This is a genomic window from Rhizobium sp. Root1212 (assembly GCF_001424985.1).
Taxonomy (GTDB): Bacteria; Pseudomonadota; Alphaproteobacteria; order Rhizobiales; family Rhizobiaceae; genus Pararhizobium.
Window position 1 is genome coordinate 25715 of the sequence record NZ_LMDA01000027.1, and the last position, 13338, is coordinate 39052.

Here is a 13338-nt window from a genome sequence, read left to right on the forward strand (position 1 = left end):
CGCATATGGGACGTGCAATTCGCAACCATACCGGCCTGAACCATGGTGTTCGTGCCGGGATCAATGCAAACGGTGAAGGAGAGCAGCATGAGCGACATCAAGGACGACGACATCCGCAATCGCGCCTATGCCCTGTGGGAAGCCGCCGGCCGGCCGGACGGTAGCCATGATTACCACTGGCATCAGGCGCGGGAAGAACTTCTCAGCGGAACCGCCATTCCGGAGAGCAGGATCAAGGTAGCGACTTCCTTGAAGAAGCCGGCGGCAAAGAAAGCCGCCAAGGCGGACGGGACGAAGGCGACAGCAAAGAAAGCCGGCGCCAAGGACGAACTCGCCGCCCCAGCCCCTGCCAAGACCCGCGCGAAAAAAGCTCCGGCCGACGCCGCTCCCGGCACATCCTGACGACAGGCGGCGGGCGCCTGATGTCGAGCGTCCGCGCCATTGTCTTGAACCGAAAAGAAGCGGGCTTTGGTAGCCCGCGAACGCGGCTTGCGGCAGGCAAGAGGCCGTGATTTCGTGAACATCCTCGGCAACGCCGGAGATTTTCGCTCTCATCAAGAGCGGCGGACTTGCCGATGGGACCGGTTCCCTTCCGAAGCTCCTGCGCGCCCATGGCTGCCCCGCATCGCCACCGGCGATCCGCCATTCCGATGAAACAGTCCCTCTCAATCGTTCACAAAAAGAAGACAATCCGTTTGACGGCGCGGGTCTATCGCAAACCGCCCGATCGGCACATCTATAGTCCATGAACGGCCCCGATGGGCAGAAAGGGACTTCACCATGCTCGACCAGATCAAGGGTTTGCATCACGTCACGTCGATGGCTGCCGATGCCCGCATCAACAACAATTTCTTCACCGACACGCTCGGCTTGCGTCGCGTCAAGAAGACCGTGAATTTCGACGCGCCGGATGTCTACCACCTCTATTACGGTGACGAGACCGGTTCGGCCGGCACGGTCATGACCTATTTCCCGTTCCCGGACATGGGCCGCGGCCGCCCCGGCACCGGCGAAGTCGGTACCACCGTCTTTTCCGTTCCCCAAGGCTCGCTCGGCTTCTGGCAGGAGCGCCTTGCAAAACAGGGCGTCACCGGCCTGAAGACCGAAGAGACCTTCGGTGAAAAGCGCCTCAATTTCGCAGGCCCTGATGGCGACGGCTTTGCGCTGGTCGAAGTGCGCGACGACAATCGTGCGCCCTGGACCCATGGCGGCATCAGCGAAGACCATGCCATCCGCGGCTTCCACTCGGTTTCCATGCGGCTGCGGGACGAAGGCGCGACGGCCGAACTGATGAAATTCATGGGCTATGAGACGCTCGAAAGCCGCGACGGCGTCACCCGCCTGATCGTGCCGGGCGGCAACGGAGCCGGCGTGATCGACCTCGAGACCCTGCCGAATATTCAGCGCGGCCTGCAGGGTGCCGGTTCCGTCCACCATGTCGCCTTCGCCGTCGATAACCGCGAAAAGCAGCTCGAAGTGCGCAAGGCGCTGATGGACACCGGTTATCACGTCACCCCGGTCATCGACCGCGATTACTTCTGGGCGATCTACTTCCGCACGCCGGGCGGCGTGCTGTTCGAGGTTGCCACCAACGAGCCGGGTTTCAACCGCGACGAGGATACAGCCCATCTCGGCGAGGCGCTGAAGCTGCCGCAGCAGCACAAGCACCTGCGCCCGATCCTGGAACAGCAGCTCCAGAAGCTCGACAACTAAGGAAGCACCGATATGACCGAACATGGCTATGTGCACCGGCTGAAGGCCGGTGCACCGGGGAAACCCATTCTCTTCACCCTGCACGGCACCGGCGGTGACGAAAACCAGTTCTTCGATTTCGCCAGCCGGCTCCTGCCGGAAGCGACGATCGTTTCGCCGCGCGGCGATGTCTCCGAATATGGCGCCGCCCGCTTCTTCCGTCGCACGGGGGAGGGCGTCTACGACATGGAAGACCTCGCACGGGCGACGGAGAAGATGGCGGCCTATGTCACCGCGCTGAAGGAAGAGTACGGGGCATCCGAGGTCTACGGCCTCGGCTTTTCAAACGGCGCCAATATTCTGGCAAACGTGATCATCGAAAAGGGCAACCTTTTCGATAGGGCAGCTCTGCTGCATCCGCTGATTCCGTTCCAGCCGGCCGACAATGCCGGGATCGCCGGCACCAGAATCCTGATCACCGCCGGCGAGCGCGACCCGATCTGCCCGCCGGCGCTGACAAAGGCACTGGCCGGTTATTTCGAACGCCAGAAGGCCGCCGTTACCACTGAATGGCACCCCGGCGGCCACGACATCCGCCAGAACGAAGTCGAGGCGATGCACCGGCTGTTTGGGTGAACCTTCACGCTCGGGCGTGGAACAACGGAAGGTGCGGCATCTCCCCTCTCCCCGCAGGCGGGGAGAGGGTGCCCGATAGGGCGGATGAGAGATGCCCCTCACCCTTAACCCTCTCCCCGCGCGCGGGGAGAGGGGAGGACAGTGGCCGGCGGCAGCACTTTTCCGGGATTGAGGATGCCGTTCGGATCGAGGGCCGCCTTGATCCGGCGCATCACCGCAAGCTCTTCGGGATTGCGGGAATGGCCGAGATAGTCCCGCTTCAGGGTGCCGACGCCGTGCTCGGCGGAAATCGAGCCGCTGTAGCGGCGCACCAGATCATAGGTGATTTTGTCGGTGGCATGGAGGTCTTCCTCCGAGCCATCGGCCGTTGCCACGATGATATGCAGGTTGCTGTCGCCGATATGGCCGAAGAAGGAGACATGCGCCCCAGGAAAGCGCGCCAGCAGCGCAGCGCCGCATTCCTCGACGAAATCCCCGATCCCGCCGATGGGCATGCTGATATCGAAATTGAAGAGTGACGGCAGCGCCTTGTCGATGGCGGAACCTTCGCGCACGGCCCAGAAATTGCGCGCTTCCTTTTCCGACTGGGCAATCAGCGCATCCTCGATAAGCCCGGCTTCAAGGGCGGCGCCCAGAAATGTCTCGAAGCGCTCCGTCCCTTGCTCGCCGCCGAACAGATCCTCCTCGACGATGACGGTGAAGGGAAAATCCGCCTCGAAGAATTTCAAACCGAGCAAATCGGCATTGAAACGGAAATAGCTCTCCCACATCACCTCGAACGCCGAGACATTGGCCAGCATCACCTGCGCCATGCGCAGCAGCGCCACGGCATTGTCGTAGCTGCCGAGGGCACAGAGCGCCGTCGAACGCGAGGTCGGCAGCGGTTTCAGCTTCAGGACCGCGCGGGTGACGATGCCGAGCGTCCCTTCCGAGCCGATAAAGAGCTGGCGCAGATCATAGCCGGTATTGTTCTTGAGCACCTTGCTCAGCGAACAAAGCACGGTGCCGTCGGCGATGACCGCTTCCAGCCCCAGAACATTGTCGCGGGTCACGCCGTGGCGGATGACGCGGATGCCGCCGGCATTGGTGGCGATGTTACCGCCGATTTGGCAGCTGCCGCGCGAGCCAAGGTCGATCGGCAGCAGGAAGCCGGCCTCTTCTGCCGCCCGCTGGGCGACCTCCAGAGGCGTGCCGGCGTAAACAGTCATCGTCGCGGCGGCGCTGTCGATTTCCTCGACGCCGCTCAGGCGCTCCAGCGACAGCGCGATATCCGTCGTGCGCGGATTGGCACCGCCGGCAAGTCCGGTCAGGCCGCCCTGCGGCACGATGCTCTGGCGATGGCGATCGCAGATCGACAACGCCTTTGAAACAGCCTCAACCGTTGCCGGCCTCAGAACGGCAAGCGGCAACTCCCGCCCCGTATGGCTTTCATCGCTGCGATAGCGCCCGCCGATGCGATCGCCCGTCAACACCGTCTCCTCGCCGAGCGCGCTTTTCAGTTCTTTGATCAGGGTCATGATGGGCTCCTTGTCAGGCCGGGCGGGAAGAATGCAGCGCCGAGGGCAGATCGGCAACGACGGCGCAGCCGAGTTGCGCCATGGCCGCATGCATTTCCGCCTTCAAAATCCCGATGAGATGATCGGCGCCGCCGGCTCCGATCGCGGCACTGGCGAAAATGAAGGGTCGGCCGATCAAAACCATATTCGCCCCGAGCGCGATCATGCGGGCGACATCGAGACCGGAGCGGATGCCACCATCGGCAAGGATCACCGCTTCCGGTCCGAGACGTTTGCGCATCAACGGCAACATTTCGACGGCGCCGGGCGCCGCATCCAGCTGTCGGCCGCCATGGTTGGAAACGATCACGCCGTCGGCTCCGAGCGCCAGATAGGCCGCCGCCTCTTCCGGATCGAGCACGCCCTTGACCAGCAGAGTGCCTTTCCAGGCATCGCGAATGCGCGCCGTGCGCTCCGCCGTGATATGGCCCTGCATGACCTTGCCGACGAATTCGGCCGAGGCGGCCAGCGAGGCACCCTTCGGATAGTAGGGCGAGAGATTTTCAAATTCGGGAATGCCATGACGCAGTACATGCAGCGCCCAGCCCGGATGCGTAGCGATCTGAAGCATCGTTGTCAGATCGAGCTTGGGCGGAACGGCAAGACCGTTGCGGATATCCCGCTCGCGCCGCGTCGGCGCCGGAATATCGACGGTCAGCACCAGCGTTTTGTAGCCGGCCTTTTCCGCCCGCGCGAGCATATCCGCTTCCATGGCGGGATCGTTCGGGGGATAGAACTGGAACCAGCCGTTTTCGCCGGCAACAGGCCGGATCGCCTCCAGCGAGCGGTTGGAAAAGGTGCTGAGCACATGGGGCACATTGTGGCGACGGGCGGCGATGGCGATCGGCATCTCGCAGCCCGGCCAGAGAAGACCGGCCAGACCGAGCGGCGCAACGGCAAAAGGTGCATCGAAACGCCGGCCGAACAGCGTCACCGCCATATCCGGCGCGGAGGCATCGGAGAGATAGCGCGGCATCAGCAATACGTCCCGCAGGCTGGCGACATTGCGGCGAACACAATCCTCCCGGCCAAGACCGCCGATCAGATAGTCATGCACGAACCGCGGCATGCGCCGTTTCGCCGCCGTCTCCATATCCGCCACGCACGGGAAGCGTCGCTCAAGATCAGCCATGTAGCCAGAACTCCCGGAATCGGACGCGCCGGACAGCGCGCCTTGGCGCAGTTATGCCTTTCCGGTAAGCTGGTTCAATAGGAATGCTTGTCCTGGGAGGCACGGCGTGACCGACACACCCGAAACGGATCTCGATACATCCAGCCGGCCCACGTATCTTGAAGATATGCAGTATCGGCTGACGCTTGAAGGGCTTGCCGACGCGGACGCCGGCAGGGTCTTCGATCATCATCTCGTCAAGGCGTGGACCGACAGCCTGTCGGAAGCCACGCCCCTGCCTTAGCCGGATTTGTGATGACAGCTCCCTTCGGCAGCCAGCGATATCGGTCCCATCATTCGTGAGCCGGCTCCACGGCCGCCTCCGCCGCCACTGGCCGGCGACGGCGCAAAGAGCGGAGCGCGACATAGAACACCGGCGTCAGGAACAGGCCGAGGAACGTCACGCCGAGCATGCCGGAGAAGACGGCGGTGCCGAGTGCCTGGCGCATTTCCGCACCGGGGCCTTGCGCGATCATCAGCGGCACGACGCCGAGGATGAAGGCGAAGGCGGTCATCAGGATCGGACGCAGGCGCAGCCGGCTCGCCTCGATCGCGGCTTCCACCGGCGTCATGCCCTGATCCTCCGCCTGCCGCGCGAATTCGACGATCAGGATCGCGTTTTTCGCAGCAAGGCCGATCAGCACGATCAGGCCGATCTGGGTCAGGATATTGTTGTCCATGCCGCGCAGGAAGACGCCGACCAGCGCCGCCAGCACCGCCATCGGCACGACGAGGATGATGGCGAGCGGCAGCACCCAGCTTTCATATTGCGCCGACAGCGCCAGGAACACGAAGATGACGGACAGCGCGAAGATGAAGATCGCGGTGTTGCCGGTGTTGCGCTCCTGGAAAGCGAGTTCCGTCCATTCGAAGCTGGTGCCGGCCGGCAGCATCTGGGCGGCCAACCCTTCCATCTTGTTCAGCGCCTCGCCGGTCGAAACACCGGGCGCCGCATTGCCCTGCAAGGGCACGGAGACATACATGTTGTAGCGCTGGACGAGCGACGGGCCGGAGGAATCGCGGATATCGACGATCGTGCCGAGCGGCACCAGCGCCCCGGTGGCCGAGCGCACCTTCAGCGCCAGGATATCGTCCCGCTCCATGCGGTATTGCTGGTCGGCCTGCGCCCGCACCTGATAGACGCGGCCGAGCGTGTTGAAATCGTTGACATAGGAGGTGCCAAGATTGATCGACAGCGTCTCGAAGATATTGGGGATCGGCACGTTCAGCGCCCGCGCCTTGTCGCGGTCGACGGCGAGGAAATATTGCGGGCTCGACGCCGAGAAGGTGGTGAAGACTCCGGTCAGGCCCGGCGTCTGGTTGGCGGCGCCCATCATCTGGTAGGCGAGCCCCAGCACCCGGCGCATGTCGGCGCTTTCCTGATCGAGCAACTGCATCTTGAAGCCGCCGGAATTGCCGATGCCGGACACCGGCGGCGGCGGAACGGCGATGATGAAGGCTTCCTGGATGCTCTGCATCGAGCCGTAAAGCTGGCCGATGATCTGCGAGGCGCTGTAGCCGTGCTTCAGCCGCTCTTCGAAGGTATCGAAGGAGGCGAAGACGACACCGGAATTGGAGGCATTGGTGAAGGTCGCGCCGCTGAAACCGGAGAAGGCGACGGCATTTTTCACACCCGGCACCTTCTGGATGATGGCGGAGGCCCGCTCGATGACGGCATCGGTGCGGGCGAGCGAGGCCCCATCCGGCAGCTGCACGACGACGATGGCATAGCCCTGGTCCATGGTCGGCACGAACCCGCTCGGCACGATGCGGCCCATATACCAGGTGGCAGCAAGCAGGCCGGCAAAGACGGCGAGCGTCGCAAGAACGGCGATGCCGGTGCCGACCAGATGGCTGACCATCCAGGCATAACCGGCCGACAGCCGGTCGAAGCCGCGGTTGAAGCCGTTGGCAATGCTGCGGCCGAAGCGGGCGAGGGGGTTTGACGATTCATGATGATTATGCGGCTGCAGGATCAGCGCCGCCAGCGCCGGCGACAGCGTCAGCGAATTCAGCGCCGAAATCGCCGTCGCGACCGAGATCGTCACCGCGAACTGCAGGTAAAACTGCCCGGAAATGCCGGGAATGAAGGCCGTCGGCACGAAGACCGCGATCAGCACCAGCGCAATTGCCATGACGGCGGTGCCGACTTCACTCATCGTCGCGTGCGAGGCTTCCGCCGGCGACATGCCGAGCGCGATGTTGCGCTCGACATTCTCGACCACGACGATCGCGTCATCCACCACGATGCCGATTGCCAGCACCAGGCCGAACAGTGTCAGCATGTTGAGCGAGAAGCCGAAGGCGAGCAGGAAGGCGAAAGTGCCGATCAGCGATACCGGAATGGCGATGATCGGAATGATCGCCGTGCGCCAGCTTTGCAGGAAGACGAGCACGACGACGGCGACGAGGATCGCCGCTTCGAGGATCGTCTTGTAGACCTCGTCGATGGACTCCGAGATGAACTCGGTCGGATTATAGACGATGCGGTATTCGAGGCCGGGCGGAAAAGCCTTGGAAAGCCGCTCCATATTCTGCTGGATCGAGGCCGCAGCCGCCAGTGCATTGGTGCCGGGGCGGGCGAAAATGCCGAGCGCCACGGCCGGGCTGCCATTCAGGTACGAATTGGTAACGTAATCCTTGGCGCCGAGTTCGATGCGGGCGACATCCTGCAGCGACACCAGACGGCCGCTCTCCGTCGCCTTGACGATGATGTAGCGGAACTGGCGCGGATCGCTGAAGCGACCCTCCGTCGTCACCGTATACTGGAAGGCGTTGGTGCCGGCGGCGGGCGGCCCGCCGATCGAGCCGCCGGACACCTGGACGTTCTGGTCGCGCAACGCCTGCACGACATCGCCCGAGGTCATGCCGTAAGCGCCGAGCTTTTGCGGATCGAGCCAGATGCGCAGCGCATACTCGCGCTCGCCGAAGAGGATGACGTCGCCGACGCCATCGAGCCGCACCAGCACGTCGCGGATGCGGGTGCGCGCATAGTTGGAGACGTAAAGCTGGTCGTAGCGATCGTTGGGCGACAGCACGTGCACGACCATCATCAGGTTGGGCGAGCTTTTTGCCGTGGTAATGCCGATGCGGCGCACCTCTTCGGGCAGGCGCGGCTCGGCGATCGCCACGCGGTTCTGCACCAGCACCTGTGCCTGATCGAGATCGGTGCCGAGCTTGAAGGTGATGGTCAGCTGCATCGAGCCGTCGGCGGTCGAATAGGAGGACATATAGAGCATGTCCTCGACGCCGTTGATTTCCTGCTCCAGCGGCGTCGCCACCGTATCGGCGATCGTCTGGGCGTCCGCGCCGGGATAGGCGGTGCGCACGACGATGGTCGGCGGCGCGATCTCCGGATATTGCGCCACCGGCAACTGGAAATAGGCGATGCCGCCGATGAGCAGCAGGAACAGCGAGATGACCGAGGCGAAGATCGGCCGGTCGACGAAGAAATGGGCGAACCTCATTGGCCGCTCTCCGGCGCATCGGCGTCAGCGGATTGGGCTTCCGGGGGCAGCTCGGTCATCTGCGGATCGACCTTCACGCCGGGACGGATGCGCATCAGGCCGTTGACGACGATGGTCTCGTCGCCGGTCATGCCTTCGCGGATCACCCGGTAGCCATGCAGCCGCGGCCCGAGCCGCACCGGCTTGGTCGAGACCAGCCCGTCCTCGCCGACGACATAAACGACACGCTGGTCGAGATCGGAGCCGATCGCCTCGTCGGGAATGAGGATGCCCTGATAGTGGTTGGAGCCTTCGACAAGGATGCGGCCGAAGAGGCCGGGCTGCAGCACGAAATCGGGATTGTCGAAGCGGGCGCGCAGCCGCATCGTGCCGGTCTCGCGATCGACACGGTTTTCGGCGAAATCGAGCTTGCCCTTGAACGGCTTTTCAGTGGCATCGCTGATGACGACGGACACCTCGAGCGAACCGCCCTCCTGCAGCACGCCGCCCTTCTGCCGCGCTTCGCGGGCATAGGAGAGCAGGCGGCGCTCATCGACATCGAAATAGAAATCGATCGGATTGAGCGAGACGATGGTGGTGAGCAGCGTCTGGTCAGCCGTCACCAGATTGCCGACCGACAGCAGCTTGCGGTCGATGCGCCCGCTCAAGGGGGCGTTGATGACGGTGTATTGCATGTCGAGTTTTGCACGCGCGAGGCTTGCCTCGGCACCGCGCATGTTGGCTTGCGCCGACAGAAGCTCGCGGCGGCGAAGGTCGAGCGTCGAGGTCGGCAGCGTGCCCGCCTTGGCGAGCCCTTCGGTGCGGTCGAATTCGGTCTGCGCGAAATCCAACGCGGATTGCGCCACCTCCATCGAGGATTGGGCGATATCCAGTGCCGTCTTGAACGGACGCTGGTCGATAACGAACAGCTTGTCGCCCTTGTTGACGAGGGCCCCGTCGGTAAAGCCGATCTCATCGAGATAACCGCCGACGCGCGACCGGATACCGACCTCGTCGACCGCCTCGAAGCGGCCGATGAACTCGTCGCTGTCGACGACGTCGCGCACCACCGGCTTGGCCACGGTGACCTGCGGCTTCGGCGGATCCTGGGCAAAGACCAGGCCGGACGCCAGAAGCAGGGAAAGGAGGAAACCGGTGGATAGAAGCCTTCTGTTCGTCATCTCTCTGCCTTCCGAAAATGCGCGGGGACTGCGGCAGGGGCGAGGGACACGGCAGCGCCGGTCTTCCGACCCGAACAACGGGATCACTGTCGCCATGCTGGGGACGAAGCGGCAGCGAGCCCACATTCATTGCATGAAATCAATGCGAAGCGGCGGCGGAGCCGACCGGAAAATATATCTGCAAACCCAATTCAACAGCCGCAGATTACATCAATCGCCGCGCCTGTCATCACGGAAAAGACATAGTTTGGCTTGCCCGCATCACATTCCCCGCGATGACGGCACGCTCTAAAAAGTTTACGTCGGCGGGCTTGTTCAGTGGCCACCGCTTCCCATATGAGGCACCCATGCCTCAGGGTTCGGCCCAGAACCCGACTGCCAACCGTATTTCGCCCCTCAAGAAAAATTGCCGTCGTTTTGATTCCGGCATGCCGCTTTCTGCGGTAAAGCTCTTGGGAGACATTCATCAGGACATGTGACATGAAAGCCGAAGATCTCGCCGCCATTTCGGACTGGCTGGTGACCAAGGGCCTCCGGGGCCTTGACGAAATGGAGATCGTCAACGGCTTTTGCCAGCGCTGCCGCAATGCCGGCCTCAACATCGACCGGGCGCTGGCGCTGATCGATACGTTGCATCCGGTCTATGAGGGCCGTGCCTTCCAGTGGGACAACAGCAAGACGCCCGCCCGCGACGCCTTCGAATACGGGCCGTCGAACGAAGGCGTGTCGGCGGATACCTGGGAACGGTCGGCCTTTTTCCACCTGCGCATGAATGAGCTGAACGAGGTGCGTCGCCGTATCGGCTTCGGCGATCCGGCCGATTTCTTCGGCCTCGATACGTTGCTCGAAGCCGGCCATAAGGACTACATCGCGATGATCCATCGCTTTGCGCCGGAATCCCACATCGGCGACATGGATTGCTTCTATTCCCATTGGGCGACGACGGACGAGGCGGGCTTCGACGACGAGGCGTTGGCGGCGCTGCGCCAACTGGTGCCGATCCTCGCGCTCGCCATCAAATCGGGTTCGCTCACCCGCATTTCCCGCACCATCGCCGAGGTCTATCTGGGGGAGGACGCGGCCCAGCGCGTGCTGGAAGGCCGCATTTCGCGCGGCAAGGCCGAGCGCATCTCCGCCGTGCTCTGGTATTCCGACCTGCAGAACTACACCCAGATTTCCGACAACCTACCGCCGGACGAGATCATCCCCTTCCTCAACGACTATGCCGAAGCCGTGATCGACTCGATCCATGAGGTCGGCGGCAACGTGCTGAAGCTGATCGGCGACGGCACGCTGGCGATCTTCAAGGCGGAAGAGCGGGAAGAAGCCTGCAGCCGCGCGCTTACCGCACAAAAGAGCCTGCGGGAAAAGCTCGACGGCATCAACGAGCGCCGGCGCTCGGAAGGGCGGCCGACGACCGAGGTCTATCTCGGCCTGCATATCGGCGATGTCTTCTACGGCAATATCGGGTCGGACGAGCGGCTCGATTTCACTGTCATCGGCCCGGCCGTCAACGAGGTGAGCCGCATCGCCTCCATGTGCCGCTTCGTCGATCGTACCGTGATCATGTCACAGCACTTCGTCGCCTCGGCGCCGCCGCCGCAATATGCTGAGGTCGTCTCGATCGGCCGCTATGCGCTGCGCGGCGTCAAGCGCGCGCAGGAGCTTTTCACGCTGATGCCCTACGAGAAGGACTAACTTTTCCGACGCGATTCCGGACGCAAAACCGCTGTGCACTTTTGCTGGAATTACTCTAGACCCGATCGCCGGCTTCGTTGAAGAACCGCAGCTTGTCGGCCGGAAAGCTGACCTGCAGCACACCGGTCGCACCAAGAAACGCGCGGTCGAGTGTGAAGGCCTTGAAGCTGACGCTGCCGAGCCGCAGATGCAGGATGATGCCGAAGCCGGTGGGCTCGACCAGCTCGACCTCGGCGTTCAGCTCGCCGCTGCCGAGAACGACGTGTTCCGGCCGGATGCCGAGCGTCGCCCGGCTGCCGTCTTCCAGCGCCACCGGTGCCGACAGCGGCAGGACATCGCCGCCGGTGATCGCAAATCGCCCGTCACCGCCGCTTCGTATCGCGCGGCCGCTGAAGAAATTCATGCCCGGCGAGCCCATGAAGCCGGCGACGAACAGATTGGCCGGGTTGTCGTAAAGCTCCAGCGGCGCCCCGACCTGCTGGATGACGCCGCCGTGCATGGCGACGATGCGGTCGGCGAGCGTCATCGCCTCGATCTGGTCATGGGTGACGTAGATCGAGGTCGCGCCGAGGTCCTTGTGCAGCTTCTTGATTTCAGCGCGCATCTGCTCGCGCAGGCGTGCGTCGAGATTGGAAAGCGGCTCGTCAAACAGGAAGGCCTTGGGCTGGCGCACGATGGCACGGCCCATGGCGACGCGCTGGCGCTGGCCGCCGGACAGCGCCTTCGGCCGCCGCTCCATCAGCGGATCGAGCCCAAGCTTGCTCGCTGCACCGGCGACGGCGGACGCGATCTTCTCCTTCGCCGTTTTGCGCAGGCGAAGGCTATAGCTCATGTTCTTTTCCACGCTCATATGCGGATAGAGCGCGTAGGACTGGAACACCATGGCGATGTCGCGGTCCTTCGGGGCAAGTTCATTGACCCGCTTCTCGGCGATGCGGATTTCCCCCTCCGTCACATGCTCCAGCCCGGCGATCATGCGCAAAAGCGTGGACTTGCCGCAGCCGGACGGGCCGACGAGCACCACGAATTCCCCATCCCCGATCTTCAGGTCGATGCCGTGCAGCACCGGGTGGATGCCGTAGGATTTGCGGACATTGGCGATATCGATGGATGCCATGGGATCAGCCTTTCACCGCGCCGGCCGTCAGGCCCTGCACGAGGTAACGTTGGATCAGCAGGAAGAACAGGCAGGCCGGGATCAGCGCGAGCACGCCCGCCGCCATCATCTGCCCGAAATCGACCGAGAATTTCGATACGAAGGAGAGCAGCCCGACCGGGAAGGTCGCAGCCGCATTGCCGGAAATCAGCATCAGCGAGAACAGAAGCTCGCTCCACGCCGCGGTGAAGACGAAGCCGAGCGTGGCAGCGATGCCGGGCAGCGTCAACGGCAGGATGATCTGGCGGAAGGCCACGAACTGCGTTGCGCCATCGATCATCGCGGCCTCTTCCAGGTCCTTCGGAATGCCGTCGAAGAAGGACTGCATCAGGAAGGTCGCAAACGGCACATTGAAGGCGCTGTAGACGATGACGAGGCCCGTCAGGCTGTTGGTAAGGCCAAGTGGCGACAGTATCTTGAAGATCGGTGCGACCAGCATGACCAGCGGAAACATCTGCGTCAGCAGCATCAGCGCCACCAGCCAGTATTTGCCGCGAAAGGAAAAGCGCGAGAGCGCGTAACCGGCCAGCGACGATAGCGTCGTGACAATGATCGCCGTCGAGCCGGATACGATCAGGCTGTTCTTGAAGAACACCGGAAAATCCGAATGGCGCAGCACGAAATTGAAGTGCTCGAAGCTCGTCTGCGACGGCCACATGCGAATGCCTTCGGAATAGAGCAGCTTGTTGGGCGTCACCGAAACCTTCAGCAGCCAATAGAGCGGGAAGAGCGCAAAGACGATATAGGCGAGGATCGCAAGACGGTGCGCGAGGAGGGCGAAAAGGCGTTTTCCGGTCATCGT

Annotated in this window: 11 protein-coding genes and 2 pseudogenes; 7 read left to right on the plus strand and 6 right to left on the minus strand. The window is 63.1% G+C overall.

The genetic code is table 11. The features are described from left to right. The first annotated feature begins 87 nt into the window (after nt 1-87). The 4 genes and pseudogenes from ASC86_RS23410 to ASC86_RS23420 all read left to right on the plus strand — a co-directional run bounded on the left by ASC86_RS23410 (nt 88) and on the right by ASC86_RS23420 (nt 2328). A complete protein-coding gene (locus tag ASC86_RS23410; protein WP_056327003.1) occupies nt 88-402 on the plus strand; it encodes a DUF2934 domain-containing protein in 315 nt (104 codons plus the stop codon). Nucleotides 403-541: 139 nt separating this feature from the next. Beyond that, nucleotides 542-616 (plus strand): annotated as a pseudogene (locus ASC86_RS27080) (hypothetical protein); the annotation flags it as partial. 164 nt (nt 617-780) lie between these two features. After that, entirely contained in the window at nt 781-1713 is a 933-nt protein-coding gene (locus tag ASC86_RS23415; RefSeq protein WP_056327005.1) for a VOC family protein, read from the plus strand. 12 nt (nt 1714-1725) lie between these two features. Continuing rightward, the gene (locus ASC86_RS23420) at nt 1726-2328 is read left to right on the plus strand and encodes an alpha/beta hydrolase (protein WP_056327006.1); all 603 of its coding nucleotides are present in this window, start codon (nt 1726-1728) and stop codon (nt 2326-2328) included. 104 nt (nt 2329-2432) lie between these two features. Here ASC86_RS23420 and ASC86_RS23425 read toward each other — a convergent pair whose 3' ends face one another. Together ASC86_RS23425 and ASC86_RS23430 are read right to left on the minus strand one after the other, a co-directional pair. Next, nucleotides 2433-3845: an FAD-binding oxidoreductase gene (locus tag ASC86_RS23425; protein WP_056327008.1), complete on the minus strand. Its 1413-nt coding sequence runs from the start codon at nt 3843-3845 to the stop codon at nt 2433-2435. Between the two features lie 13 nt (nt 3846-3858). Continuing rightward, nucleotides 3859-5016 (minus strand): alpha-hydroxy acid oxidase, encoded by a 1158-nt coding sequence (locus tag ASC86_RS23430; RefSeq protein WP_082510420.1) that lies wholly within the window; start codon nt 5014-5016, stop codon nt 3859-3861. A 175-nt stretch (nt 5017-5191) separates the two neighbouring features. Here ASC86_RS23430 and ASC86_RS26360 point away from each other — a divergent pair. Then, nucleotides 5192-5299 (plus strand): annotated as a pseudogene (locus ASC86_RS26360) (CopG family transcriptional regulator); the annotation flags it as partial. Between the two features lie 49 nt (nt 5300-5348). On the opposite strand, the gene ASC86_RS23435 reads toward ASC86_RS26360, so the two are convergent. After that, the gene (locus ASC86_RS23435) at nt 5349-8522 is read right to left on the minus strand and encodes a multidrug efflux RND transporter permease subunit (protein ID WP_056327012.1); all 3174 of its coding nucleotides are present in this window, start codon (nt 8520-8522) and stop codon (nt 5349-5351) included. Further along, on the minus strand, nt 8519-9682 hold the full coding sequence (locus tag ASC86_RS23440) for an efflux RND transporter periplasmic adaptor subunit (protein ID WP_056327014.1): 1164 nt from the start codon (nt 9680-9682) through the stop codon (nt 8519-8521). The genes ASC86_RS23435 and ASC86_RS23440 overlap by 4 nt, the downstream gene beginning before the upstream one ends. Nucleotides 9683-10029: 347 nt before the next feature. Between ASC86_RS23440 and ASC86_RS26985 the strand changes: the two genes are divergently transcribed. After that, a complete protein-coding gene (locus tag ASC86_RS26985) occupies nt 10030-10161 on the plus strand; it encodes a hypothetical protein (protein ID WP_280136995.1) in 132 nt (43 codons plus the stop codon). 1 nt (nt 10162) lies between these two features. Beyond that, entirely contained in the window at nt 10163-11380 is a 1218-nt protein-coding gene (locus tag ASC86_RS23445) for an adenylate/guanylate cyclase domain-containing protein (RefSeq protein WP_056327016.1), read from the plus strand. 55 nt (nt 11381-11435) lie between these two features. Here ASC86_RS23445 and ugpC read toward each other — a convergent pair whose 3' ends face one another. Together ugpC and ASC86_RS23455 are read right to left on the minus strand one after the other, a co-directional pair. Beyond that, the gene (ugpC, locus tag ASC86_RS23450) at nt 11436-12497 is read right to left on the minus strand and encodes a sn-glycerol-3-phosphate ABC transporter ATP-binding protein UgpC (protein ID WP_056327018.1); all 1062 of its coding nucleotides are present in this window, start codon (nt 12495-12497) and stop codon (nt 11436-11438) included. A 4-nt stretch (nt 12498-12501) separates the two neighbouring features. Further along, nucleotides 12502-13335, minus strand: a complete 834-nt coding sequence (locus ASC86_RS23455) for a carbohydrate ABC transporter permease (protein ID WP_056327020.1) — start codon at nt 13333-13335, stop codon at nt 12502-12504. Nucleotides 13336-13338 lie beyond the last annotated feature (3 nt).